General features: G+C 69.7%; 24 protein-coding genes and 2 pseudogenes. 12 read left to right on the top strand and 14 right to left on the bottom strand.

Features of this window, described 5'->3' with window-relative positions:
• Nucleotides 1-31: 31 nt before the first annotated feature.
• From AB0M82_RS16805 to AB0M82_RS16795, 3 genes are all read right to left on the bottom strand, one after another.
• Nucleotides 32-295 (bottom strand): hypothetical protein, encoded by a 264-nt coding sequence (locus AB0M82_RS16805; protein WP_364722343.1) that lies wholly within the window; start codon nt 293-295, stop codon nt 32-34.
• Between the two features lie 123 nt (nt 296-418).
• Nucleotides 419-1,231: an oxidoreductase gene (locus tag AB0M82_RS16800; RefSeq protein ID WP_364722341.1), complete on the bottom strand. Its 813-nt coding sequence runs from the start codon at nt 1,229-1,231 to the stop codon at nt 419-421.
• 65 nt (nt 1,232-1,296) lie between these two features.
• Nucleotides 1,297-1,698: an acyl-CoA dehydrogenase family protein gene (locus AB0M82_RS16795; protein ID WP_364722369.1), complete on the bottom strand. Its 402-nt coding sequence runs from the start codon at nt 1,696-1,698 to the stop codon at nt 1,297-1,299.
• A gap of 558 nt (nt 1,699-2,256) precedes the next feature.
• Between AB0M82_RS16795 and AB0M82_RS16790 the strand changes: the two genes are divergently transcribed.
• Both AB0M82_RS16790 and AB0M82_RS16785 read left to right on the top strand, forming a co-directional pair.
• Complete coding sequence (locus AB0M82_RS16790; RefSeq protein ID WP_364722339.1) at nt 2,257-2,559, top strand: hypothetical protein; 303 nt, start codon at nt 2,257-2,259, stop codon at nt 2,557-2,559.
• A 120-nt stretch (nt 2,560-2,679) separates the two neighbouring features.
• A complete protein-coding gene (locus AB0M82_RS16785; RefSeq protein ID WP_364722337.1) occupies nt 2,680-3,291 on the top strand; it encodes a hypothetical protein in 612 nt (203 codons plus the stop codon).
• Between the two features lie 33 nt (nt 3,292-3,324).
• Here AB0M82_RS16785 and istB read toward each other — a convergent pair whose 3' ends face one another.
• From istB to AB0M82_RS16770, 3 genes and pseudogenes are all read right to left on the bottom strand, one after another.
• Complete coding sequence (gene istB / locus AB0M82_RS16780) at nt 3,325-4,092, bottom strand: IS21-like element helper ATPase IstB (protein ID WP_364722367.1); 768 nt, start codon at nt 4,090-4,092, stop codon at nt 3,325-3,327.
• 29 nt (nt 4,093-4,121) lie between these two features.
• Nucleotides 4,122-5,574, bottom strand: a pseudogene (gene istA, locus AB0M82_RS16775) (IS21 family transposase).
• A 358-nt stretch (nt 5,575-5,932) separates the two neighbouring features.
• Complete coding sequence (locus tag AB0M82_RS16770) at nt 5,933-6,943, bottom strand: zinc-dependent alcohol dehydrogenase (protein WP_364722335.1); 1,011 nt, start codon at nt 6,941-6,943, stop codon at nt 5,933-5,935.
• A gap of 464 nt (nt 6,944-7,407) precedes the next feature.
• Here AB0M82_RS16770 and AB0M82_RS16765 point away from each other — a divergent pair, with 464 nt between their 5' ends.
• Nucleotides 7,408-8,427, top strand: a complete 1,020-nt coding sequence (locus tag AB0M82_RS16765) for a hypothetical protein (RefSeq protein ID WP_364722333.1) — start codon at nt 7,408-7,410, stop codon at nt 8,425-8,427.
• Nucleotides 8,363-8,749: a hypothetical protein gene (locus tag AB0M82_RS16760; protein WP_364722331.1), complete on the top strand. Its 387-nt coding sequence runs from the start codon at nt 8,363-8,365 to the stop codon at nt 8,747-8,749. Before AB0M82_RS16765 ends, AB0M82_RS16760 begins: the two co-directional genes overlap by 65 nt.
• Before the next feature lie 218 nt (nt 8,750-8,967).
• On the opposite strand, the gene AB0M82_RS16755 is transcribed toward AB0M82_RS16760, so the two are convergent.
• Entirely contained in the window at nt 8,968-9,966 is a 999-nt protein-coding gene (locus tag AB0M82_RS16755) for a nitroreductase family protein (RefSeq protein WP_364722329.1), read from the bottom strand.
• Between the two features lie 204 nt (nt 9,967-10,170).
• Here AB0M82_RS16755 and AB0M82_RS16750 point away from each other — a divergent pair, with 204 nt between their 5' ends.
• The 3 genes and pseudogenes from AB0M82_RS16750 to AB0M82_RS16740 form a co-directional block, all read left to right on the top strand.
• The gene (locus AB0M82_RS16750; protein WP_364722327.1) at nt 10,171-10,563 is read left to right on the top strand and encodes an HPF/RaiA family ribosome-associated protein; all 393 of its coding nucleotides are present in this window, start codon (nt 10,171-10,173) and stop codon (nt 10,561-10,563) included.
• 208 nt (nt 10,564-10,771) lie between these two features.
• Nucleotides 10,772-13,453, top strand: a complete 2,682-nt coding sequence (gene ppdK, locus AB0M82_RS16745) for a pyruvate, phosphate dikinase (RefSeq protein ID WP_364722325.1) — start codon at nt 10,772-10,774, stop codon at nt 13,451-13,453.
• Nucleotides 13,454-13,576: 123 nt separating this feature from the next.
• Nucleotides 13,577-13,870: pseudogene (locus AB0M82_RS16740) on the top strand (cbb3-type cytochrome c oxidase subunit I); the annotation flags it as partial.
• A gap of 105 nt (nt 13,871-13,975) precedes the next feature.
• On the opposite strand, the gene AB0M82_RS16735 reads toward AB0M82_RS16740, so the two are convergent.
• A complete protein-coding gene (locus AB0M82_RS16735; RefSeq protein WP_364722323.1) occupies nt 13,976-15,421 on the bottom strand; it encodes a family 43 glycosylhydrolase in 1,446 nt (481 codons plus the stop codon).
• A gap of 457 nt (nt 15,422-15,878) precedes the next feature.
• Between AB0M82_RS16735 and AB0M82_RS16730 the strand changes: the two genes are divergently transcribed.
• Entirely contained in the window at nt 15,879-16,034 is a 156-nt protein-coding gene (locus tag AB0M82_RS16730; RefSeq protein WP_364722321.1) for a hypothetical protein, read from the top strand.
• A 208-nt stretch (nt 16,035-16,242) separates the two neighbouring features.
• Here AB0M82_RS16730 and AB0M82_RS16725 read toward each other — a convergent pair whose 3' ends face one another.
• Nucleotides 16,243-16,470: a hypothetical protein gene (locus tag AB0M82_RS16725; RefSeq protein ID WP_364722319.1), complete on the bottom strand. Its 228-nt coding sequence runs from the start codon at nt 16,468-16,470 to the stop codon at nt 16,243-16,245.
• A gap of 248 nt (nt 16,471-16,718) precedes the next feature.
• Here AB0M82_RS16725 and AB0M82_RS16720 point away from each other — a divergent pair, with 248 nt between their 5' ends.
• A complete protein-coding gene (locus AB0M82_RS16720) occupies nt 16,719-16,931 on the top strand; it encodes a hypothetical protein (protein WP_364722317.1) in 213 nt (70 codons plus the stop codon).
• A gap of 527 nt (nt 16,932-17,458) precedes the next feature.
• Here the strand turns inward: AB0M82_RS16720 and AB0M82_RS16715 are convergent.
• The 5 genes from AB0M82_RS16715 to AB0M82_RS16695 form a co-directional block, all read right to left on the bottom strand.
• Nucleotides 17,459-18,646: a globin domain-containing protein gene (locus AB0M82_RS16715; RefSeq protein WP_364722315.1), complete on the bottom strand. Its 1,188-nt coding sequence runs from the start codon at nt 18,644-18,646 to the stop codon at nt 17,459-17,461.
• A 160-nt stretch (nt 18,647-18,806) separates the two neighbouring features.
• A complete protein-coding gene (locus tag AB0M82_RS16710; RefSeq protein WP_364722313.1) occupies nt 18,807-19,502 on the bottom strand; it encodes a response regulator in 696 nt (231 codons plus the stop codon).
• Nucleotides 19,503-19,557: 55 nt separating this feature from the next.
• Complete coding sequence (locus AB0M82_RS16705; RefSeq protein WP_364722311.1) at nt 19,558-19,881, bottom strand: hypothetical protein; 324 nt, start codon at nt 19,879-19,881, stop codon at nt 19,558-19,560.
• Nucleotides 19,878-20,315, bottom strand: a complete 438-nt coding sequence (locus AB0M82_RS16700; RefSeq protein WP_364722309.1) for a pyridoxamine 5'-phosphate oxidase family protein — start codon at nt 20,313-20,315, stop codon at nt 19,878-19,880. The genes AB0M82_RS16705 and AB0M82_RS16700 overlap by 4 nt, the downstream gene beginning before the upstream one ends.
• Nucleotides 20,302-20,658: a spore germination protein GerW family protein gene (locus AB0M82_RS16695; RefSeq protein ID WP_364722307.1), complete on the bottom strand. Its 357-nt coding sequence runs from the start codon at nt 20,656-20,658 to the stop codon at nt 20,302-20,304. The genes AB0M82_RS16700 and AB0M82_RS16695 overlap by 14 nt, the downstream gene beginning before the upstream one ends.
• Nucleotides 20,659-20,814: 156 nt before the next feature.
• Between AB0M82_RS16695 and AB0M82_RS16690 the strand changes: the two genes are divergently transcribed.
• Genes AB0M82_RS16690 through AB0M82_RS16680 form a run of 3 tightly spaced genes read left to right on the top strand, consistent with a single transcriptional unit; the run spans nt 20,815 to nt 23,526 of the window.
• On the top strand, nt 20,815-21,708 hold the full coding sequence (locus tag AB0M82_RS16690; protein ID WP_364722305.1) for a fructose-bisphosphate aldolase: 894 nt from the start codon (nt 20,815-20,817) through the stop codon (nt 21,706-21,708).
• Entirely contained in the window at nt 21,705-22,301 is a 597-nt protein-coding gene (locus AB0M82_RS16685; RefSeq protein ID WP_364722303.1) for a 2-oxoacid:acceptor oxidoreductase family protein, read from the top strand. The genes AB0M82_RS16690 and AB0M82_RS16685 overlap by 4 nt, the downstream gene beginning before the upstream one ends.
• Entirely contained in the window at nt 22,285-23,526 is a 1,242-nt protein-coding gene (locus AB0M82_RS16680; protein WP_364722301.1) for a transketolase C-terminal domain-containing protein, read from the top strand. The genes AB0M82_RS16685 and AB0M82_RS16680 overlap by 17 nt, the downstream gene beginning before the upstream one ends.

Here is a 23,526-nt window from a genome sequence, read left to right as displayed (position 1 = left end):
ACCACGGGCCTGCCACAACCCTCGATGTCGATCAGCACCGGTCGATGTTGAAGGTGTCCTTGGGGAAGTGACCTTTCACGGCTGCGGGCGGCTGTACCTTGAGTCCATTGTGGATACCGGCGCTGTCCAGCCGCTCCAGCAGTTCCCCGGCCCCGTAGGCGGCATCACCATAAACCGCCGCTCCGCCATCGCTGTCTTCGGCTTCGGAGGGCAGGATGTCGGCGAGCAGGGACTCCGCGGTCTCGGCGTCGCCGCTGTTTCGGTGGCCAGGTGGTCCAGGAACTCCGGGTCCCACCAGTCGATGGTGCCCCGGAATCGGTTCAGCAGGATCAGCGGGACACCGCCTCGCGGGCCGAGGCGGCGGTAGGCGAAGGTCGCGGAAGGCCCTGCCCCGAACCGGGTTTCGGCCGTGAGGTGTTCATGCGGGCAGCCCGTTGAGCTTGCGGATCTGCCGGTCGAAGATCGCGGCGGGGGCGAAGCGGCGCAGTGTGTGGACGCGCCCGCTTTGCCCGGCGGGGTAGCGCAGCTTCGGTTTGGCGTCGGTGGCGGCCGCGACGACGGCCTTGGCGACGACGGCGGGGTCGTCGCCGTTCTTCACCGCTTCGGCCATCTGCTGCTCGAAGGCACGTCGCTGCCGGGCGTAGATCGGCAGCGGGTGGTCGGGTTGGGTGGCGTTGGCTTCGAAGGACGTGTTCGTCCAGGCGGGCTCGACGAGCAGGACCCGCACACCGTGCTCGCGGACCTCGTGGTCCAGGGACTCCGAGTAGCCCTCGATCGCGTGCTTGGACGCGGCGTAGACGGCCATGTAGGGCATCGGGATGAACCCGACGATCGAAGAGATGTTGACGATCCGGCCGCTGCGCCGGGATCGCATGTGCGGCAGGACGGCCTTCGTCATCCGCAGGACGCCGAAGACGTTGATGTCGAAGACACGCTGGTCCTGCTCGAGCGAGCTTTCCTCGGCGGCACCGCCGGAGCCGAAGCCGGCGTTGTTGACCAGCACGTCGATCCGGCCGAACCGCTCGACCACCTGCCCGACCGCGGCGGCGGCCGACTCGTCATCGGCCACGTCGAGATCGATGAACGTCACGCCGCCGAGCGGAGTGGCCTTCGCGGCAGCACGGCTGGTGCCGATCACCTCGTACCCGGCCTCGACCAGCGCGAGAGCCGCGGCCTTCCCGATGCCGGAGGACGCACCCGTCACGAGGGCTACCGGCTTGTTCGTCGTCATGGGGACTCCTTGTCCTGATTTGGTCTTGAGTGTGTTTGCCTGCGGTCAGCGGTCGAGGAAGGCGTTCACCTCGGTTGCTCCGGCTCGCCGCCGGGCAGCGCGTCGTCCATCAGCTCGACGTCCTCGAACCAGACGTCCGCTGTGAGCTGGCCGCGGTTGCCCATCTTCTGATCGGGCTCTCCCACGCGGACCCCCGGCAGACCGGTGTCGACGATGAACCCGGCGACGGGAGAGTTGGAGATCCAGCGCTTGCGACCGTTGAGCACCCAGGTGTCGCCGTGCCGGACCGCGACCGCCTGCACGGCTTGCGGACTCAGGTCGGGGGACGCCGCGGGCTCGGTGGTGGCGAAAGCGCCGACGATGGTGCCCTCGGCAACAGGACGCAGCCACCGCTGGTGCTGCGCTTCGGTGCCGTGGGTCAGCACGTTGCCGGCAAGGATGCAGTGCACGTCGAAGACCGCTGCGATGGAGCTCGAGTAGTAGGTGAGCTCCTCGATCGCGACTGCGGTCGCGGTGATCGAGGCTGTCCCCGCCGACCTGGGCAGCGAACGGCAGCTGAAAGAGGCCGGCGGCGGCCAGACCGTCGAAGACCAGCAGTCTCGATCATCCGGCGCCGTGTCGCTTCCTTGTGTTCCGGGCCGTATCTCGCCATGGCGTAGATCTCCTAATCAAGGGCTTGCCTTCATCGTAGCATTATGGTCGTACTATTACGATCGTACGGCAAATACGAACTGGAGCATCTCATGGCCTCGCTCGCTGACCCGCTCGACCTGCCGTCCGGCGTACGCCTGCCCAACCGCATCGCCAAGGCGGCGTTGGGCGGCTGCGCGGCCAGGCCAAGGTGCCGGCGGCGGGCGTCCGCGCAAGATGGACAGCGACTGAACGGTGGCCGCGTTGCCCGCTCAAGCCGACACCCACTTGTGATTTCGGCAAGTCGAACTGGCCCCGATTCGGCATCTTGGGCTGGCCCCGGCGGTTGAGGTGCGTCATCGGTCGGCATCTTGAGGCGGCCCCACCTCGTTCTGGTGTTCCTGCTGGTCGAGTGCGTACTCACTGATGACGATGGTGTGGTGAGCGAGCGTGAGCCGGGCGCAGTGGTCTCGCTGGTGTGGGCACTGGACGAGGTCTTCATCGGGTTCTCGGGCCGATCGGTTGCGGTGGTCCGCCGCGAACTGGAGGACGCCTGTGAGGTGTCTGACTGCCTGCTGGCCGAGGACGCGTTGGACGTGTTCGCGGCCGAGATCGCTGCCGGTCAGCGAGTGGAGATTGACGGGGGAACGATCCGTGGTTGGCCGGACGGGGCGGACTGGGACGACGCACCGTTCTGACAGGGCAGCGTTCGGTGGCTGCGTGATTCTCCGCGTGATGTGTCCTGAACGGCTTGTTGTGATGGGCAGCCGCAGGAAAAGAGGTCGCCCTGACGCGGTTTGTGGGACATGATCGGTGCTGTGGGATCGTTGTTGGATCGCCTGAAGCGGGCGCAGGCTTCGTATGAGCTCGTGCGGGTTTCGCGTGTGCTGGGTGACGCGGACCCCGTCGAGGGCTATGTCGTGGACGTGGGCGAGCGATGGGTTCTGGTCGCGGTCCTGGATGCGAGTGTCGTTGTCGACGGCTTCGTGGCCGTTCCGATCGCTGATATCGCGCGAGTCAAGACGCGTAGAGGTTCGCGTGAGTTCGTTGAGCGTGCCCTGCGTCTGCGCGACGAGTGGCCACCGGCGCCGCCCGCCGCAACGATCTCGCTCGGCGATCTGGTCCCGCTGGTCCGGTCTGCGGCTCGGCAGTATCCGACCATCACGATTCACATCGAAGGTCGCGACCCGGATGTCTGCTTTATCGGGATTCCGGTCAAGTTCGGGCGCCGATCGCTTCGTCTCCTTGAAGTGGACCCGAACGCCGAGTGGTGGGACCGCTCACGGAAATGGGCATGGTCGGACATCACTCGCGTCGATTTCGGCGGCCGTTACGAACGCACCCTGTTCGAGGTTGCCGGAACCCCGCCCAGCGACCGCTTGCCGCCCGACTGGCAGTATCCGCTTGAGAGACACGGCATGCGTGACTGATACGTGGCAGCAAGCTTGGCGAGGGAATCCGCTTCAGCTGGCTCGGTTGGCGCGGCGGCGTTTGGTGGTGCGCAGCCGGAACGACTCGGTGCCGGTCTCGATGATGGACGCGTCGAAGGTGAGCCGGTCGACAATCGCCGCACAGAGCCGCGGGTCGGTGAAGGTGCGGGCCCATTCGCTGAACGCGGAGTTGCTCGCGATCGCGATGCTGGAGCGTTCTTCCCGTTCGGTGAATACCTGGAACAACAACTCTGCGCCGCGCCGGTCCAGCTCGAGATATCCTAGTTCGTCCAAGCAAAGCAGATCGACGCGGCCGTAGCGGGCGATGGTCTTGGACAGGTGTTTGTCGTCGGCGGCCTCGACGAGCTCGTTGACCAGCGCGGCCGCGGTGACGTAGCGGACCTTGAACCCGGCCTCCGCGGCGGCGGTGCCCAGCCCGATCAGCAGGTGGGATTTGCCGGTGCCGGAGTCTCCGATCAGGCAGACTGGCTGCCCGGCGCGGATCCACGCGCCTTTCGCGAGGGTGTGCACGAGTGCGGGTGGGACGTTCGGGTTCGCGGCGAAGTCGAAGTCCTCGATGCGTTTGGTGCGCGGGAACCCGGCCTGTTTGACCAGGCGGGCTTTGCGGCGGACCTCGCGGTCCTCGCACTCGATGAACAGCAACTCCGACAGGAAGCTCTTGTAGGTGGCCTGCTGGCGGGCCGCGGCGGCGGCCTGGTCGCCGAACCGGTCGCGGATCGTGGGCAGCCGCAGGATCCGGCAGGCTTGTTCGATCGCGACGGCGGCGGCTTCCCCGGTCATCTGGTCCCGGCCGCGGGCGGTGGTGCGGGTCATGACGCGTTCCCCTTCCTGGAAGTGCGGATGGCGCTGGGGTGGGTGAGCAGCTCGTCGTAGGCAGCCACCGACGGCGGCGCGGGCCGGGAGTCCTGCGGCAGGTCGGCATCGCGGCGACGCTCCGGCAGGGACACGACCTTGCTGCGGCTGCGCCGGGGCTGCGGCGGCTGGAGTGTCGTGGTGTCGCCAGCCGCGGCGGCGTGCTTGCGGGCCTCGATCGCCACCACATCCGGTGAGACCGACCCGGCCTCGAGTGTGGCGCGGATCCCAGCGATCACGTGAGTGGTCCAGCACCAGGTGCTGCCCGCCCTTGGTGGTCAACCGGGGGTGCCGTGCGACCTCGGTCGATCCGTGCAGCACCACCAGTGTTTCCGCGTCGAGCTTCGCGCGGACCGTCTGCCCGATCAGCTGCGCCGGGACCCAGTAGAGCGCTTGGCGGACGGTGATCCTGGCGTATCGGTCGACCCGCGGCGTCGTGGTCAGCGCGATGTCGAACTCGTCGGTCGGCAACGGCGCCAGCAGCGGCGCCTCCAGCGCGAAGTCCTGCCCGATCGTGCTGGTCCGCTGGTCGATGTGGCGGGCGTCCTCGGCCAGGTCCGCCGCAGCCAGCCGGTCATTGATGTCGGCCAGCCCGGAGATATCGGCGATCGCCGGGACCGGGACGAACCAGCGGCGCCGGAACCGGCCGCCCTCGCCTCCGACACCGCCTTTCTCATGAGCACCTTCTTTGCCTGGCATGCAATAGAAACTCGTGACTCCGTAGGCGGACTTGAACAGCACCTCTCGATCCGTGATCTTCCAAAGCAGACTCGTCGGACCGCTGAGGAGAGGTTGTCGTAACGGATCTCTCCGGCCGGGACGCCACCCAGTTCGGTGAACGCGGCGACATGACCAGCGAAGAACGCCTCCTGCCCCTGCGACGAATACACGCGGTGGATTGCCTTGCCAGAGAACGACATTCGCAACGTGAACAGGAAACACTTCGTGTCGACACCGCCGACGCTCACCCAAACCTCAGCGAAGTCGACCTCCGCGTCCTGGCCCAGAAGATGTGTCTGCGGGACAAATCCGTCCATAACACCCGCTCGGATCCGTGCCTCCAGCGCAATCTGCGGTCGACGGGCCGCGACATACTTCGACACCGTGCGATAAGCGATCGTCGCGCCGTGCTCGTCGACCAGCCGCTGCCAGATCCGATGCGCGGTATGTCGCTGCTTCCGCGGCGCGTCCAGATCCGCCCGCAGCATCTCGTCCATCGCGCCACGCAGCGGACCGGTCACCGGAGAAGGACGCGTCGGCGTCTTGCGCGGCGGAGGCACCGCTGAGGCCAGCGCCTGACGGACCGTCCGGCGGTGCACCCCGTGCCGGTCAGTCAGCGCCCGAACCGAGAGCCCTTTCCACCCGCGCATCCCGCCGGATCAGCGCGAACAACTCCACCCTGGACACCATTCCGGCTCCCAAGCGGACAGCCCCTCACCAACACTGTCTACCCAGGACCCTCATCCGACGCGCCGGCCCGCCACACGTCACCGAACAAATCCCCGATCGGTGGGTCCCACTCGCGGTGCCGAACCGGGGCCAAACCACGATGCCACGGCCACCCACTTGCGCCAGCCGACCGACTCGACGCTACGGCGACCGTAGGACGACTTGCCCGAAGACGGCGGCGACCGTGGTCTGCCCGGCAACCGTGCCCTGCACGGCGAACGCCGGTAGAAGCCGCGACGTCCAGAACGGAGGCCGGCGCCGCGGTCCCGAATCCGGCCGCGACGCCGGTCATCCGCGCATCGCTTCACCGGCGGCGAAGTCACATCTGGAAGACGATGCGGGCCGGGACGTGCCCGGCGAGGACGTCGGCGATCGAGTCGTTGACCTCGTCGAGTTTGCGGTCCACGGCCACCACGCGGGTGCGGCCGGCCGCGTGCAGGGCGAAGACGTCGGCGAGGTCGTTGCGCGTTCCGACGATCGAGCCGATCACGGACTTGCCGCCGAGGACGGTGTCGAAGATCGGCAGGGTCATGGTGCCTTCGGCGGGCAGCGCGACGCAGACGAGCCGGCCGCCGCGGCGCAGGGAGCGGAAAGCCTGGTCGAACGACGCCGGGGAGGCGGCGAGGGCGACAGCGACGTCGGCGCCGCCCAGTGCCTGGATCGCGTCGGCCGGGTCGCCGTCGGCGGCGTTCACGACGTGGTCGGCGCCGAGCTCGGTGGCCAGGGCGAGCTTGTCGGCTGTGACGTCGACGGCGATGGTGAACCCGCCGGCGATCCGGGCGTACTGCAGGGCCAGGTGCCCGAGCCCGCCGATGCCGAACACGGCGACCGTCTCGGCGGGGGCGACGCCGGCGACCTTCATGGCCTTGTAGGTGGTCACGCCCGCGCAGGTCAGCGGAGCCGCGTCGCGGGAGCTGACGCCCTCGGGCACGGGGGTGGCGAAGGCGGCGGGGATGGCGGCGAATTCGGCGAAGGCGCCGTTGACTGAGTAGCCGGAGTTCTGCTGGTGTTCGCAGAGGGTTTCGCGGCCGGAGTTGCAGTAGCGGCATTCGCCGCAGGCATAGCCGAGCCAGGCGATCGCGACGCGCTGGCCGACGCTGCGGTTGCGCACGGCGGCCCCGACCTCCTGGATCACGCCGATGCCTTCATGCCCGGGAACGAACGGCAGGGTCGGTTTCACCGGCCAGTCGCCGTGCGCCGCGTGGATGTCGGTGTGGCACAGGCCGCTGTGCTCGACCCGCACGAGGACCTCGTCAGGGCCGATTTCGGGGATCGGCAGGTCCTGGATCTGCAGCGGCGACCCGAAGGCGGTGACGACGGCGGCTTTCATGAAATGCTCCGTTCCGGAGGCGAATGGCGGATGGTCAGCGGTGAGCTGCTGGTCCCGGACTCGTGCACCGGCACCAGCGGTCATGCTGTCGATCACAGCAGTTGCTGTGCGTGAGTCCTTAGATCCGAAAGTCCCTGACCCCGCTGACGAAGGCCCCGCCTCTCGACACGCGGTATGCAACGCCGGGCGGTGGTCGTCTGTTTGCCAGACGTCGGCTGGCGATCCGGCGGGCCGACGCATCCGCGATGCTCTCGGCTCCCTCACCGGCTGATTCCGAACCGGGCACTTGTGCCCGCCGTCACTTCGGCGCCGTGGCGAGAGACGAAAGGCCCGGTGGATGGTGCACTCGTGCTCTATCTCGTGGCGCGGCTACGCGGTCGGATCGGGGAGACAGTTGCCGCGGCCGCGGGAGGTTATCGGTGATCGAGGTCGGCGAGTCAGCACCTGCCACTACAGGCAAGTGGGTGCGGAGATGGGCGAAGCCGGTGCTGCTGGGCGTCACCGTCGGCGCGCTGTTGGCCGGTGGTGTGGCCTGGCTGGCGGGTGCGGATGTGGTCGCCGACGTGTGCTGGGCCGCCGGCACGCTGGTTGCGGTGCCGCCGGCGGTGTGGTGGGTGGTCGCGGCGCTGCGGCGGAAACAGGCCGGAGTGGACGTGATCGCCGTGCTGGCGTTGGCGGGCACGCTGGCGGTGGGCGAGTACGTGGCCGGGGCGCTGATCGCGGTGATGCTGGCGACCGGCCGGGCACTGGACGCGGCGGCGGAGCGACGCGCGTCGCACGATTTGCGGGCGTTGCTGGAGCACGCGCCCCGGTCGGCGCGCCGGCGGCGCGGCGAGACGGTCAGCGTGGTGGCGTTGTCGGACGTGGGCGTCGGGGATCTGCTGGTCGTCGGCCCTGGTGAGGTCGTTCCGGCCGACGGCGTCGTCGACAGCGGGTTCGCGGTGCTGGACGAGTCGGTGCTGACCGGCGAGCCGCTGCAGGTCGAGCGGAGCACGGGCGATCCGGTGCGCAGCGGGGTGATGAACGCCGGGTCGGCGTTCGAACTGCGGGCCACGGCCACCGCGGAGCAGAGCACGTACGCGGGCATCGTGCGGCTGGCGCGCCAAGCGGGCGCGGAGAGCGCCCCGGTGGTGCGGCTGGCCGACCGGTACGCCGCCTGGTTCCTGCCGTTGTCGCTCGCGGTGGCCGGGCTGGCGTGGCTGGTCAGTGGCTCCGCGGAGCGCGCGGTGGCTGTGCTGGTGGTCGCCACGCCGTGTCCGCTGCTGCTGGCCGCGCCGGTCGCGATCGTGTCGGGACTGTCCCGCTCGTCCCGGCTCGGGGTGATCATCCGCGGTGGCGGAGCCCCTGGAGACGCTCGGCCGCGCGCGAACGCTGGTGATGGACAAGACCGGGACGCTCACTACCGGGCGGCCCGCCGTCGTGGAGATCGCGGCCGCACCGAGCCGGCGGCCGGACGAGGTGCTGCGGCTGGCCGCGTCGGTTGACCAGCTGTCCCCGCACGTGCTGGCGGAGGCGATCACGGCCGAAGCCCGCGCCCGGAACCTGGCTCTGTCGCTGCCCCAGGACGTCGTCGAAGAGCCCGGCCGCGGTGCGCGCGCGACGGTCGAGGGCCGCCGGATCGAAGTCGGCAGGCCGGGAGGCCCGCTCGGCGAGGAGCCGTGGACGGTGGCGGTGCAGAGCCGCGCGCGGCTGGACGGTGCCGCGGTCGCGTGGCTGACGGTCGATGGCACCGTGGTCGGGGCGGTGCTGCTGCGCGACCCGCTGCGCAGCCACTCGCGGCCGTACTCGAACTGCGCGCGATGGTAGGCGGGCACCAGCGCTTCCGCGTACGGCACGGCCACCGGCACCAGCGGCAGATTCCGCCGGACCGCCTCCTGCGCGGCCCAGTTCACCGTGTGGGTCGCGGCGGTCGAACCGTCCACCCCCACCACGATCGGCCGCACGCCTGCTTCCACCATCTTCAGTCCCTCCACGAAAGTCGGATTCGAATATTTGTCAGCCGGAAAGCGACCCGGCCGCTGTGATCAGGCGCTGAGCCGGTCCGGCTCGAGCAGGACGTCGGCCAGCGACCGGCGCGGCGTCCACGCCACCGGCTTGCCCCGCCCCAGGCGCAGGACGATCTGCGGCCACAGGCCGCCGCCGAGCAGGTCGCGCAGCTCGTCACGGACGGAGCTGACTTCGATCGGCTGGGAGATGAACGACGCGTCGAGCCCGGCGGCGGTCGCGGTCAGCAGCACTCGCTGCATGGCTTGACCGGCGCGGAACTGGTCGAGCCGGGTGTCGTCGAAGGAGCCGATGACCACGACCAGCGGGTCGGATTCGTCGATCCGGCCGCGCCGGGGCGAGGGCTCGGTCCCGAAGTCCCGGAGGATCCAGCCGCCGTCGTCGGCGGGCATCGCTCCGGCGGCGTAGTCGGGGACGCCGTCGCGGCTGCCCCGCCCACGCCCGGTCCAGTACCGCCACTCCGCGACGAACGCCGGATCGGCAAGCTGGACGTGGTGGCTCTTGTTCACCAGTTCCCGCAACCGGTCCAGCTGGACCGCGTCCAGCCGGGGCAGCCAGGCCTGCTCGATCTCAGCGGCGTGGCGCAGCTTGGTGACCACGGAGGCCGGGATGGCGGCCTTCTCGAACGGCGTGCGGTTGGTGTGCCGGCGGGGGATCGCATCGGCCAGCTCGACCAATCGCGGGTCGGGTTTGCGGGCGGCGAACGGCCGGACGACGGCCAGCAGGTTCGGCTCGTCACGGCGGGGCAGCAGTGTCGTGGCGGGGTGGGCGCCCAGCGCCTGGATGGCGGTGCGCAGGTTGAACAGCGCCGCCCCGCAGGAGAGCAACAGCTCGCGCTGGTCGGCGTCGACGACCGGAAGCGCGCGGTCCGGGTCAGCGTGCAGCTCGAGGCCCACGGGGGTGCAGCGGAACCGCCAGGGCTGCGTGTTGTGCGTTGACGGGGCCAGCACCGCCGCGCCGATCACGGATTTCAAATGATCGGAATCCAGCAGGCCGACCGGCGTGATGGCTGAAGTCATGTCTCCCTCCATGCCGCGGGCGCGGCACGCTGTGAATCGGAAGGTTCGGCTCGAGAATCTCCCGGGTGGACCGGGCGCCGAAAGAGCACAAGGTCACCAGCAGTGAACCGGGTCCGAGCCGCTGGGCTCCGTGGAGTCTTTGGTCCTTCGGGCCAGGGACCTGCGGTTCTGGGTGGACTCACGGCCGGCAAAGATGATCAGGGCATGCAGATCCACATCAGCACCGACAAGAACGTGCACGGCAGTGACGCCCTGATGCGACGCGTCGAGCAGGAGTTCGAGTCCGCATTCTCCCGGTCCTCCGACCGGATCACCCGGTTGGAAGTCCACCTCGGCGACGAGATCGCCGCTCGCGCCGCCGGGCTGGACCGGCGGTGCGTGCTCGAAGCTCGTCTCGCCGGACACGGGGCTGTTTCGGTGACCCATCACGCCGGCTCGGTGACCGACGCCTGCCACGGCGCCATCCGCAAGCTCGAAAGCGTGCTGGAGAGCAAGTTCGGCCGGCTGTACCAGCACAAGGGCGGGGAGTCCATCCGTCACCTGGACGTGTCAGCCGACCCGGTCCAGACCTTTACACCCACGGCCGGCGCGCACTGACGCCTCCCCTGAAAGGCGGGCGAGCCGGCGTTTGAGGCGAGGACCAACAGCCCCTCCGATTGAGGACCTACGGCACCCGGCGGTGGACCGTTGTGCAGTGTTCGGCACGGTTCCGACTTGGTGGGATGGAACAGGCCGAGGACGGACCTCACCGCCCGGCGGCCGCCGGAAGGCACAGTCTACTTCGGACACCGACGTGGAGATGACGATGCGCAAGTACGTGTACGACTTCGCCGAGGGCAACCGTGCCATGGCGGACCTGCTCGGCGGCAAGGGCGCGAACCTGGCCGAGATGACCGTGATGGGGTTGCCGGTGCCACCGGGGTTCACGATCACCACGGAGGCGTGCCGGGCGTACCTGGCCACCGGCGCGTCCCCCGAGGGGCTGGCCGAGGAGGTGGGGGAGCACCTGCACGCGCTGGAGCGGGCGATGGGGCGCAAGCTGGGGCAGGTGGACGAGCCGCTGCTGGTTTCGGTCCGGTCCGGAGCGCGGTTCTCGATGCCGGGGATGATGGACACCGTCCTCGACATCGGGCTGACGGACGAGTCGGTGACCGGGCTGGCCGCGTGGTCGGGGGACGAGCGGCTGGCGTGGGACTCCTACCGGCGGCTGGTGCAGATGTTCGGCACGACGGTGCTGGGAGTCGACGCCGCCTGCTTCGCCGACGCGTTGCGGGCGGCCAAGCAGGCCAAGGGCGTCACCGGTGATCTCGGGCTGGACGCGGCCGACCTGCGGGCGCTGACCGGCACGTTCAAGGACATCGTCCGTGAGCAGGCGGGCCGGGAGTTCCCGCAGGATCCGCGGGAGCAGCTGGATCTGGCGATCGGGTCGGTGTTCGAGTCGTGGAACACCGACCGCGCCCACGTCTACCGCCGCGCCGAGCACATTCCCGAGGATCTGGGTACCGCGGTGAACGTGTGCGCGATGGTGTTCGGCAATCTGGGTGAGGAATCCGGGACGGGCGTCGCGTTCACCCGCGACCCGGGCACCGGGGCACCGGGTGTCTACGGCGACTACCTCGCCGACGCACAGGGCGAGGACGTCGTGGCCGGTATCCGCAACACCCTGCCGCTGCACCGGCTCGCCGACCTGCATCCTCGGCCCTACGAGCAGCTTCTGGGGATCATGCGGACGCTGGAGGAGCACTACCGGGACCTGTGTGACATCGAGTTCACCATCGAGCGGGGCCGGCTGTGGATGCTGCAGACCCGGGTCGGCAAGCGCACCGCGGCCGCCGCGTTCCGCATTGCCGAGGCCCTGCGCGAGGAAGGCGTGATCGACGCCGACGAGGCGCTGCGCCGGGTCACCGGGGCGCAGCTGGCCCAGCTGATGTTCCCGCGCTTCGCCGACACCGCGACCACGCCGGTCGCCACCGGCGTTGCGGCGTCCCCGGGTGCGGCGGTCGGTGAGGCCGTGTTCGACTCGGCCACCGCGGTCCGCCGGGCAGAGGAAGGGGCAGCGGTCATCCTGGTGCGGAAGGAAACCAACCCCGATGACCTCGACGGTCTGATCCACGCGCGCGGGGTGCTGACCAGCCGCGGCGGCAAGACGTCGCACGCCGCCGTCGTGGCGCGCGGGCTGGGGCGGACCTGTGTGTGCGGGGCCGAGTCCTTGGACGTCGATGTGGCGAACCGGCGGTTCACGACCGCGGACGGCACGGTCGTCGCCGAGGGCGACGTGATTTCCATCGACGGGACCGCGGGCGAGGTCTATCTCGGCGAGCTGGCAGTGGTGCCGTCGCCGGTCGTCGACTACTTCGAAGGTCGCCGCGAGCCCGGCAGCGACGCGCTGCTGCAGGCGGTGGACCGGATCATCACGCACGCCGACGCGCGGCGGCGGCTGGAGGTGCGGGCGAACGCCGACACGCCGCAGGACACGCAACGGGCCCGTCGCCTCGGGGCGACCGGGGTCGGCTTGTGCCGCACGGAGCACATGTTCCTCGGCGACCGGCGGGTGCTGGTCGAACGGCTGATCCTCGCCGAGACCGACGTCGAGCGTGAATCCGCGCTCGCGGCGCTGCTTCCGCTGCAACGCGCGGACTTCGTGGGGATCCTGGAGGAGATGGACGGGTTGCCGGTGACCATCCGGTTGCTGGACCCGCCGCTGCACGAGTTCCTGCCCGACCGCACCGCGCTGACCGCCGAGGTGGCGGTGGCCCGGGCGCTCGGACGGCCGGGCGCGCCGGAGGCCCTGCTGCGCGCGGTCGAGCGGCTGCACGAGGAGAACCCGATGCTGGGCACCCGCGGGGTACGGCTGGGCCTGGTCGTGCCGGGTCTCTACGAGATGCAGGTGCGCGCCATCGCCGAAGCCGCCGCGACCCGGGTCCGCGCGGGCGGGAAACCGCGCGTGGAGATCATGATTCCCTTGGTCGGCGATGTGCGAGAACTGGACATCATGGCCGGCCGCGCCCGGCGGATCCTCGACGCGGTCACCGCCGAGTCGAAATTCCCGTATGAGATCGGCACCATGATCGAGCTGCCCCGGGCCGCTCTGACCGCGGGCCGCATCGCCGGGTCGGCTGCGTTCTTCTCCTTCGGTACCAACGACCTGACCCAGACCGTGTGGGGCTTCTCCCGCGACGACGTCGAGGCGTCGTTCTTCCCCACCTACCTCGCCGAAGGCATCTTCGCGGTGTCGCCGTTCGAGACGATCGACCGGGACGGCGTCGGCAGGCTCATTGCGGACGCCGTGGCCGCGGGCCGTGCCACCCGTCCGGATCTCGGTCTGGGCGTGTGCGGCGAGCACGGTGGCGATCCCGAGTCGATCGAGTTCTTCCACGAGGTGGGGCTGGACTACGTGTCCTGCTCGCCCTTCCGCGTGCCGGTCGCCCGGCTCGAGGCCGGCCGCGCCGCCGTCGGCCGGACCGACAGCGCCGTCGACAACCGCTAGGAGCCGAGGCCTCGTGGTCTCGGGAGGACTTTGGGGTATCCACAGAGGACTTTGGTCCCTGTCGGGCCGGGCGGGTGCCGCGGTCGACTGTCGCGTGCGACGAACGGACAGACAGGAGTGCCCGTGACGGCCACGAGACCCGGCCCGGTTGCCATCCGGCCGCAGGCGGGACGCGAACGTGTCAAGGGTGCGTGGCTGCTGCGGTTGCTGCGCACGACCGATCACAAGCAGATCGGCGTGATGTATCTGGTCGCGACGTTCGCGTTCTGCCTCATCGGCGGCGCGATGGCGATGCTGATCCGCTCCGAGCTGGCGCGGCCGGGGCTGCAGTTCCTCTCTCCGGAGCAGTACAACCAGCTGTTCACCATGCACGGCACGGTGATGTTGCTGCTGTACGCGACGCTGAGCGTCTTCGGCTAACTTGCCGCGTCGAGCAGGGAGCGGCCCGGACCGATCTTACGAAAGCGCGGATCGATCCGGGCCGCAGCGAGGCAGACCCAGCTTTAGGCCATCGGTGCTGCTTTAGCCACGCCGCCACAGCTGGACGGCGAAGCCGTTGCAGGTGTAGAGCGAGAGCCGGGCACCGTTCTCGGCCTTCCATCCATAGTTGTCCAGGCACATGTTGCCGGCGACGTTGCGCAGCGAGAACCAGCCGTTGCCCTGGTCGATGATCTGCCACTGCTGGGCCGTCGTGTTGTTGCAGGCGACCAGGCCGACGTCGGCGTTCAGCGCCGTGCTGGCGTTGATGTCGGTCAGACAGGTACCGGTGTTGCGGTTGCGGATCTCGTACCAGCTGACGCCCTTGTAGTTGAATTCCCATTCCTGCGCGGCGTTGCCGTTGCAGCTGTACAGCCGAACGAGCGCGCCGGGCGTGGTGTCGAAGTCGTAGTTGTCGACGCAGCGGTTGCTGTACTGGCCCCGGATGCCGGGCGCGGTCATTCCGTTCGGCAGCGGCTGGCCGAAGAACGGGGCGCCGTTGTCGCTGAAGTAGAGCTGCTGGAAGCGGGTGTGCCGGTTCGGGTCGGTGAGCGCGTCCGGCGTCGGGTTGGCGTAGTCACGGGCGTGATAGACCAACACGTCCGTGCTGTTGTCCTCGGCCACGGTGAAGCTGCCGTGGCCCGGGCCGTAGACCCCGTTCGCGGTCTGGAACACCGGGTTCGGGCTCTTGCGCCAGGAGGCGGGGTCCAGCAGGTCCGCGGTGTCGTCGGCTGACAGCAGGCCCAGCTTGTACCGGGAGTCGGTCGCCGAGGCCGAGTAGGCGATGAACACGTGGCCGTTCTTGACCAGCGGCGATGGCCCTTCCACCACGCCGGCGACGCCTTCCATCTCCCAGGCGTACGTCGGGCGCGCGATCTCGGTGACCGTGCCGGTGATGCCGGTGGGCCCGTTCATCCGGGCGATGTACATGTGGCTGTTGAAGTTGGTGGACGGGCTGTCCTGGGCCCAGGTGAAGTAGCGCACCCCGCGATTGACGAACGAGGCCGGGTCGAGCTGGAAGGACTCCCAGCCGGTGTTGAAGCGCTGGGGCGCGCTCCATGCGCAGGTCATCGGATTGGCGCAGGTGTTGCGGATCCAGTAGAGCCGCTGGTCGAATCGCGCGGTGCTGGGCGAGGCCGAGAAGTACATGTACCAGGCGCCGTCGATGAACTGGATGTCCGGCGCCCAGATCCAACCGCTCAGCGCGCCGCTCGACGGCGCGGTGAACGCGTTGACCGTCGCGGCGCTGCCGAGGCCCTGCAGTGTCGTGGCGCGTCGCAGTTCGACCCGCTTGTAGTCGGGGACCGAGGCCGTCATGTAGTAGTAGCCGTCGGTGTGCTTGTAGATCGCGGTGTCGGCGCGCTGCTGGATGACCGGGTTGTTGACCGTGATGAACTGCGCGCCGGCCGGCGGGGCGGACACGGTCAGCAGCAGGATGATCACGCCAAGCGCGACCGCCAACGTTTGACGGACGCGGGTGAACGTTGCCATGGGTGGGCTCCTCGGGGGAAGGAGGGGACCGCGCTGGCGAGCCAGGGGGCTGGCGCACGAGCAGATGCGATGTGAGCGCTAACAGCCTCTCCGGCGGTTACGGGGATGTCAACAGCAAGTTGCGGTGCGCTGGTCAACGCAGTCCTGTGCTCGTAGGCGCCGTGCGTCACCGGAGGTGAGCTGCTGGTCACCGAACCGGAGGTGTGAGCGTTCACATAGGTGAGGGCCCCGCCGACCATGGGCAAGCGGCAGCCGGGAGCTCGCTGTGCCGAGCGGCGGGGTGAGCGCCACAGTGAAGCCTCAGCGCGAACATCCCGTGAAGGCGCGCTCAACGGCCCGGCAGCCCTGCGGCCACGGGACAGCGGGACGCAGAAACACGAGTTCACCGGCGCGGTGCTGGGAGAACGCCGGCTACATCCTTCGTGGACTCATGCTCTGCGGGCTGTGCGGAGCCAAGATGCAAAGCCACCAGGCACATGCGACCGACTACTGCCGGTGCCGCTACGTGTACGCCCTCGCCAATCACGTCCAGCACCCACGCAACGTCCACGTCGGAGACATCGTCCCCGCGCTCGACAACTGGCTCCTCAAGGCGTTCGCCCGCGCCGGCTAACCGATACGATCCGCCGGCTTCACGCCGCTCAACCCGACGCCGTCACGCCGGAGATCGCCGCCGCAAACATTCCTGGGCCGCCGGAGACGCCCGCTACCCACGATGAAAATGGCTCTGTGCGTCGGAAACCGCAACGTCATCGCGCGGCACGATCATGTGCCGCGCGATGACGTTGCGCCGTTTGTCCATCGGGAGAAGGAATGCTGCCTCAGTTCTCCGGGTGGTCGACGACGTCGAGCCGGTAACCGGGCACGAGCCGTGGGCGGCCGGGAGTGAATTCGATCCACACCGATCCGGGGCGGAGGTCGGGTGCGTGGTCGACCACGAGTCCGGTCTGGCCGTCGAACTGGCCGCTGTGTGCACGCACGCGCAGCCCGGTGGGGAATCCGCCGGTCCGGGCTGGACCGAGGTGCTTGGTGCGGTGGGCGAGTCGCATGTCGGCCTCCAGTTCGGTGGAAGGGGCCTTGGTCTTCTCCCCGTCCCTCGATGATGCCGCTCGGCGGGCAGGTGGGTGCAGGGGAGAAGGCCAAGACCCGGCGGGCCGATCTGCCCGTCCGGATAGAGTCGTTGTTCCCGCCCCGGCGCAGTACACACCGGCGGTCGCGACGTCCGGATGGGTCTTCCGGGGCGGCGGTTGGTGACCAAGGGCCCTGCGCGGACCCGGGGCGGGGGCATGGTGAAGGGGTGGACAGCTCATCCGCGACGGTCACCGCAGAGGTCGGGCCCGGCATTGATCCCACACTGCTCGACGACGCGCTTTCGCAGGCGCGGGCATTCTGTGCAACGCACTCGCTCGGCGCCCTCACCATCGTGGCACGGAAGACCGGGCACCCGGCTATACCCGCCGACGTCCGCGCCTTGGTACGCGGCCGGCACACCGCACTCACCGCTGTCTGAGGCTCCCGCAGGTGCCGCGAACCGGCGCCCACCACCCACGGCAGGATCGCAATGCTCGACCTTCTCGTCACCACCCAGCCGACGGCTCACGAACGCGACCGCGCGATCCGGGTGGTGCGGCATCACACTCGCGACGACCAGGACGAGGCTGATCTGCTGGAAATGCTCGGCTTGGACCAGGATGACGTCCCCATGCCGGCACCGCGGCCTCACGGGGCCCTATCGGCCGCCGAGCTGCTCGAGCTGTTCGCTCCCTTCGCCGCCGAGCGGGCGGCCGGTACCTGCGGTCCCCGTTCGAGTTCGCCGGCGAGGAGATCGGCCGGCGTCAGGCTCTCTGGGGCGGGGCAGCGGTATGTTCGACATCGTCGGCAGATTTCCTTTCGCGGCCGTCAGGCGGAACCGATCGTGCACCCTTCCCGTCCCACGTCCGCCGGTGGCCGTAGGGCAGGGCGCGACGGACAATGATCACTGTTGGAACTGAGCGCCGGGCTCTCTACCCGCCGCAACGCCGCTGAATGACGCTCCGGTCAGGCCCGGTCGAGCATGCCGGGGCCGAACACCTCGTAGTGGATGCGCTCGGCGGGCAGGCCGCGGTGGATGAGCCCGGCGCGGATTTCGTGCATGAACGGGAGCGGGCCGCACAGGTAGGCGGTGGTGCCCGGGGGCACCGGCAAGGCGTCGACGTCCATGCGGCCGGGCCGCGAACGGTCGTCGTGGCCGGTCTCGTACCAGGACAGTACATCGGCCCCGGCGAGGCCCGTGGCGGTCTGGGTGCCTTCGCGGCGCAGCGCGTGGTGGGCGGGGGAGCGGTCGGCGTGGGCGAGGATGACCCGCCGGGTCGGCTGGGTGCGGGCGAGATGGTCCAGCATCGCGGCCATCGGCGTGATCCCGATGCCGGCGCTGACGAGCAGCACCGGTCCGTCGCCGGGATCGAGGGTCGTCTCGCCCGCGGGCGGGCCGAGCAGGAGGACGTCGTCTTCGGAGACGTGGTCGTGCAGGTGGTTGGAGACCGCGCCGTCCGGTGTGCCGTCGCGGCCGCGGAGCCGGCGGACGGTGATCCGCAGCGAACCGCGGCCGGGGCCCTGCGACAGGGAGTACTGGCGCGGCTGGCGGTGGCCGTCGGGCAGGTCGACCGCGACCGAGACGTACTGGCCGGGGGCGAAGTCCGGCACCGTTCCGCCGTCGTCGGGCACCAGGGTGAACGAGACGGCGTCGACGGCTTCGTCGAGGCGCTTGGCGACGCGCCAGCGGCGCCAGAGGTCGGCGGGGTCCAGGTCGCCGCGCTGGTAGAGCCGCGCTTCGGCGGCGATCAACCGGCAGGCCAGCAGCCAGTAGACCTCGTGCCACGCGGCGGCGATCTCGGGGGTGACCGCGTCGCCGAGGACGGTGCCGACGGCGGTGAGCAGGTGGTGTCCGACGATCGGGTACTGCTCGGCCCGGATGCCAAGCGACACGTGCTTGTGGACGATCCGCTCGGCGATCCGGTCGAAGGGAACGGTGTCCCCGCCGAGCAGGTGTTCGGCGAAACCGGCCACGGCCGCGGCGAGCGCGAGCTTCTGCCGGCCGTCGGACTGGTTGCCCTGGTTGAACAGGTCCAGCAGTTCGGGGTGCGCGGCGAACATCGATGAGTAGAACTCTCCGGTGATCTCCACGGCATGCGCGCGAACCACGGGCAAGGTGGCGCGAACCACCGCGGCGGATGCTGGGGACAGCAAGGAATCCTCCTGGGAAGGGAGCGGGATGGGGGTCTCACGGCGGCACCGATGCGGCCGGAACTGTCTCGCTCCCGATCTTGCCGGGACGCTGTGCAAGGCGACAGGGATCTTCGGCCTTCAGGCGAGGACCTTGGTCACCAAAAGGATTCGGCCGATCGGATCAACCCCGGAGGGTGAACCCGAGCTCTCGCCCCCGTGCCCGGAGGTCGTCGCGGGCGTCCGGGTGGGCGACCCGGTCCACGATCTGCTGGGCCTGCTCGTTCGAGTCGTTGCCCCTGATCGTCGCGGTGCCGTTCTCGCTGACGATGAAGCTGTGCTGGAAGGACATGACGGGACCCGCAACAGGCCTAACAACAAGAGTTCCAGTGCAAAGCCGCTGTTCAGCGAAGGTGATCTCGGTGCCCTGCCACCACACCCGCCGCGCGCCCGGGTCGACCGCGAGCTCACCCAGCCGCAGCGTGCGGCGCGCGTCGGGCTCGGGTGCCGTGCGGCGCAGCAGGGCGCGCAGGCGGGCCAGGAGCTCGTCGAGCTCGAACGGCTTGGGCAGGTAGTCGTCGGCCCCGGCGTCCAGCCCGGCCACCCGGTCGGGGGTTTCAACCCGGGCGGTCAGCATGAGAATCGGCGTCCGGTCGCCTTCGGCGCGCAGCACCCGGCACACCCCGAGGCCGTCGACGCCGGGCATCGTCACGTCGAGGATCAGCACGTCGAAGTCGCAACGCCGGGCGGTGGCCAGGGCGTGGACGCCGTCGGTCACCTCGGTCACGTGGTAGCCCTCGAGGTTGAGGGCGCGCACGAGCGATTCACGGATCGCGCGGTCGTCGTCGGCGAGCAGGACGCGGTGCGGCATGGCCGCCATGATGCCCGCGCGTGGGCTTCGCGTCTTGCCGGGTTTTCGGGACGCCAGCGGACGGTTAGCGGCGGGTAACGCGAGGAGGCCGATTGCGCCGGACATAACCCCGGCTGTGGAAGACGCTGGCCGCGACGAGGATGCCAAACACGAACCCGAAGTCGTACCAGTGGCCGTTGTTGTGCACCTCGTAGACGCCGACGTGGTCGTTGAACAGCGAGACGAGGAACGTGATCGGGCAGATGAACCCGTGCCACAGACCCAGCCAGAAGCCAGGCTGCGAAGCGGAGCCGGCGAGGGTGTTGCCGGTGGGAGCGCACGCCGCGAGGAGCAGGGCGAGCCCGGCCGTCAAGCCCGTCAGGATGGCGCGCCGATGCGTCGTCGTCATGGTGGTCCCGATTCCGTTGTGTCGTCCGCGCCCGGCCGGAGGGCGAGCCGGCGGCCTTCGATCCGGTCGATGCTGATCCGCAGCAGCCGGTCGCGTGGTGGGGGAGCCCACGAGCGCAGGCCGACGCCGAACTGGGCGGCCATGGTGTCGATGTCCGTCGTGAGGGTGGCGATCCCGGTGACGATCACGCTCCAGCCGGTGTGGTCGACCGGGTCGTAGGCGTCGGCCTCGAAGGTGACCGGCTGCCCGTCGAGGAGGTCGGCCCAGGAGTTGCGGCCCGCCCGCAGCCAGATCGCTTCGCCCGCCACGGTGAAGTTGACCGGCCGGATCGCCGGCCGTCCGTCGCGGACGAAACCAAGCCGGCCGAGCGGGACGGAGGCGAGCAGCGCGCGGCAGCTGGCCGGGCCCAGCGGCGCCAGATCAGGGACGCTCATCGGTCTCGGCGCGGTACTTGAGCTTCGCCAGACGTGTCGCGGCGAAGATCGCCGCGACGGCGATCGCGCCCAGCGTCGCCACGAGGCGGTTGACGTCGACGGCCGGTTCCCAGCGGAGCTGGCCGTCCTTGATGACGTACGCCCCGACCGGTTTGGCCGACAGCCCGAAGCCGCCGCCTTCGCCGGAACGGCCTTTCTCGTCGCGGCTGTCGCCGCCACCTCCGCCGGTGCCGACGGCCGAGGCCACGATCACCGTGACGCCGTCGACCTCGTACGGCTCGCCGTAGACCAGCTTGGTCTCCAGCCCGTCCTTTGCCTTCGTGAGCAGTTCGTCGACCTTCATGGGCCAAGTCTTACCGCCGCGGGTGCGTGAACAGCAGAGCCGATGGTCCCACCCGCTGGGGACCGAGGGCCCCTGCACCGGTGGCGTTCGCCAGCGGTGGTGGCCGCCGTGGCGCGATTTGCTGGGTGCACGAATTCAGCGACACCGGAGGCCCCCATGGCGCACCGTCCCCCGCTGGCCGAGCTCGGGCTGAACACCGGCAAGAAGACCCGGCTGCACCGCATTCTGCACGAGCACGGCCTGCGCAACGGCACCGCGTTCTTCCTGCCCTACGACCAGGGGCTGGAGCACGGGCCGCGGGACTTCTTCGCCAATCCGGCGGCGAGCGACCCGAAGTACATCCTCAGGCTGGCGCTCGAAGGCGGCTTCAACGGGATCGCCATCCAGATCGGCCTGGCCGAGAAGTTCTACTGGGACTACGCGGGCGAGCTGCCGCTGGTGCTGAAGCTCAACGGCAAGACCGAGATCCCGTCCGACGCCGAAGCGCTGTCCCCGCTGCACGGCAGCGTCGAGGACGCGGTCCGGCTCGGCGCGGACGCCGTCGGGTACACCCTCTACGTCGGAACTCCCGCGCAGGAGCAAGACTTCGCGCAGCTGCGGCAAGTCCGCGCGGACGCGCATCGGCTGGGCATGCCGCTGATCGTCTGGGCGTACCCGCGGGGTTCGGCCATCAAGGGCAAGGGCGGGAAGGACTCGTTCTACGCCGTCGACTACGCCGCGCGCACCGCGTCCGAGCTGGGCGCCGACGTCGTCAAGGTCAACTTCCCGCACCCGGCGAAGATCGACAACGTTCCTGCGCCCTACGCGAAGGAAACGACCAGCCAACAGGCGATCGACGCCGTCGTCCGGTCGGCCGGACGGACGCTGCTGCTCGTCTCCGGAGGCGGCAAGGCCGGCGACGAGGCGATGCTCGAGAAGGCGCGCGAGTCGATGGAAGCCGGCGCCACCGGGCTGATCTTCGGCCGCAACGTCTGGCAGCGCGACCACGACGAGTCCCTGCGCTTTGTCTCGGCGCTGCGCGACATCCTCGCCAAGTACCCGAGCACATGAGCATGACCGAGGTCCGCATCCACGGCCGCGGCGGCCAGGGCGTGGTGACCGCGGCCGAGCTGCTGTCGGTCGCCGCGTTCACCGAAGGCCGCCACGCGCAGGCGTTCCCCAGCTTCGGCTCCGAGCGCACCGGCGCGCCGGTCATGTCCTTCTGCCGGATCGCCGACCGGGTGATCCGCACGAGGGAACCGATCGTGCGGCCGGACGCGCTGATCATCCAGGACGCCACCCTGCTGCACCAGGTGAACGTCTTCGAAGGCATGAAGCCCGACGGCTACCTGTTGGTCAACTCCGCGCACACCTTCGAGGAACTGGGGCTCGGGGAGTTCGTCCGCGGCTTACGGCCCGAGCGGCTGCTCGTCGTGCCCGCGACCGAGCTGGCACAGAAGCACCTCGGCCGCCCGATGCCGAACGCTGCGCTGCTCGGCGGGTTCGCCGCCTTGACCGGCGTCGTCGAGCTGCGCTCGGTGATCACCGCGATCTCCGGCCGGTTCACCGGGGCCAAGGCCGACGGCAACATCGCCGCGGCCACCGCAGCCTACGGGTTCGTGCGTGCGGAACGAGAGGAGCTGGCTCGTGCTCAGGCAGATTGAGGGATCCCGGGCCGTCGCCGACGCGGTCGCGCTGTGCCGCCCGGAAGTCATCTGCGCGTACCCGATCTCGCCGCAGACGCACATCGTCGAAGGCCTGGCGGAGCTGGTGAAGTCCGGGTCGCTCGCGCCGTGCGAGTTCGTCAACGTCGAGTCGGAGTTCGCGGCGATGTCGGTTGCCATCGGGGCGTCCGCGGCCGGCGCGCGGGCCTACACCGCCACCGCGAGCCAGGGCCTGCTGTACATGACCGAGGCGGTGTTCAACGCTTCTGGGCTCGGCCTGCCGATCGTGATGACGGTGGCCAACCGGGCGATCGGCGCGCCGATCAACATCTGGAACGACCACAGCGACAGCATGGCCCTGCGCGACGCCGGCTGGATCCAGCTCTACGCCGAGACCAACCAGGAGGCCGCGGACCTGCACATCCAGGCCTTCCGGATCGCCGAAGAGCTGTCCACCCCGGTGATGGTCTGTATGGACGGCTTCGTGCTGACCCACGCGTGGGAACAGGTCGACACGCCGGACCAGGACCAGGTCGACGCCTTCCTGCCGCCCTACGAACCCCGCCAGGTCCTCGACCCGGCCGAACCGTCGTCCATCGGGGCCATGGTCGGGCCCGAGGCCTTCACGGAAGTCCGTTACCTCGCCCACGCCCGCTTGATGGAGGCCCTCGACGTCGTCCCGGACGTCTCGGACCGCTTCGCCGAGGTGTTCGGCCGCAACTCCGGCGGGCTGACCCGCGCTTACCGCACCGAGGACGCCGACACGATCGTGGTCGCGCTCGGCTCGGTGCTGGGCACGCTCAAGGACACCGTCGACGAACTGCGCGAAGACGGTCTGCGGGTCGGAGTGCTGGGACTCACCTGCTTCCGGCCGTTCCCCGCCGAAGCCGTCCGCGCGGCGCTCGGGCACGCTCGGGACGTCGTGGTCCTGGAACGGGCCTTCGAGCCCGGTGTCGGCGGGATCGTCACGCAGAACGTGGTCACGGCGGTGCCCGCTGCCCGGGCGCACACGGTCGTGGCGGGCCTCGGCGGCCGTGCGGTCACCAAGACCTCGCTGGACAGGGTGCTGCGAGCGGCGGACCGGTTGCCGTCGTTGACTTTTCTGGACCTCGACCGCTCGCTGATCGACCGGGAACTGGGCCGGCTCGCCGCCGCCCGGCGCTCGGGCCCCACGGCCGAAAACCTCCTGCGCGACCTCGGTGCGGTCGCCTCACGGATCGGGTGA

It is taken from the genome of Amycolatopsis sp. NPDC051128 (assembly GCF_040682715.1).
Classification (GTDB): Bacteria; Actinomycetota; Actinomycetes; order Mycobacteriales; family Pseudonocardiaceae; genus Amycolatopsis.
Note: the sequence above shows the minus strand (reverse complement) of the source record. Positions and strands in the feature narration are given on the sequence as shown.

What these genes read in the sequence shown, in the direction of transcription:
- AB0M82_RS16800 (WP_364722341.1), bottom strand. Translation starts at nt 1,231, where the DNA reads ATGACGACGAACAAGCCGGTAGCCCTCGTGACGGGTGCGTCCTCCGGC.
- istB (WP_364722367.1), bottom strand. Translation starts at nt 4,092, where the DNA reads ATGACCGGGGAAGCCGCCGCCGTCGCGATCGAACAAGCCTGCCGGATC.
- AB0M82_RS16770 (WP_364722335.1), bottom strand. Translation starts at nt 6,943, where the DNA reads ATGAAAGCCGCCGTCGTCACCGCCTTCGGGTCGCCGCTGCAGATCCAG.
- AB0M82_RS16755 (WP_364722329.1), bottom strand. Translation starts at nt 9,966, where the DNA reads ATGACTTCAGCCATCACGCCGGTCGGCCTGCTGGATTCCGATCATTTG.
- AB0M82_RS16750 (WP_364722327.1), top strand. Translation starts at nt 10,171, where the DNA reads ATGCAGATCCACATCAGCACCGACAAGAACGTGCACGGCAGTGACGCC.
- ppdK (WP_364722325.1), top strand. Translation starts at nt 10,772, where the DNA reads ATGCGCAAGTACGTGTACGACTTCGCCGAGGGCAACCGTGCCATGGCG.
- AB0M82_RS16735 (WP_364722323.1), bottom strand. Translation starts at nt 15,421, where the DNA reads ATGGCAACGTTCACCCGCGTCCGTCAAACGTTGGCGGTCGCGCTTGGC.
- AB0M82_RS16730 (WP_364722321.1), top strand. Translation starts at nt 15,879, where the DNA reads ATGCAAAGCCACCAGGCACATGCGACCGACTACTGCCGGTGCCGCTAC.
- AB0M82_RS16725 (WP_364722319.1), bottom strand. Translation starts at nt 16,470, where the DNA reads ATGCGACTCGCCCACCGCACCAAGCACCTCGGTCCAGCCCGGACCGGC.
- AB0M82_RS16710 (WP_364722313.1), bottom strand. Translation starts at nt 19,502, where the DNA reads ATGGCGGCCATGCCGCACCGCGTCCTGCTCGCCGACGACGACCGCGCG.
- AB0M82_RS16705 (WP_364722311.1), bottom strand. Translation starts at nt 19,881, where the DNA reads ATGACGACGACGCATCGGCGCGCCATCCTGACGGGCTTGACGGCCGGG.
- AB0M82_RS16700 (WP_364722309.1), bottom strand. Translation starts at nt 20,315, where the DNA reads ATGAGCGTCCCTGATCTGGCGCCGCTGGGCCCGGCCAGCTGCCGCGCG.
- AB0M82_RS16695 (WP_364722307.1), bottom strand. Translation starts at nt 20,658, where the DNA reads ATGAAGGTCGACGAACTGCTCACGAAGGCAAAGGACGGGCTGGAGACC.
- AB0M82_RS16690 (WP_364722305.1), top strand. Translation starts at nt 20,815, where the DNA reads ATGGCGCACCGTCCCCCGCTGGCCGAGCTCGGGCTGAACACCGGCAAG.
- AB0M82_RS16685 (WP_364722303.1), top strand. Translation starts at nt 21,705, where the DNA reads ATGAGCATGACCGAGGTCCGCATCCACGGCCGCGGCGGCCAGGGCGTG.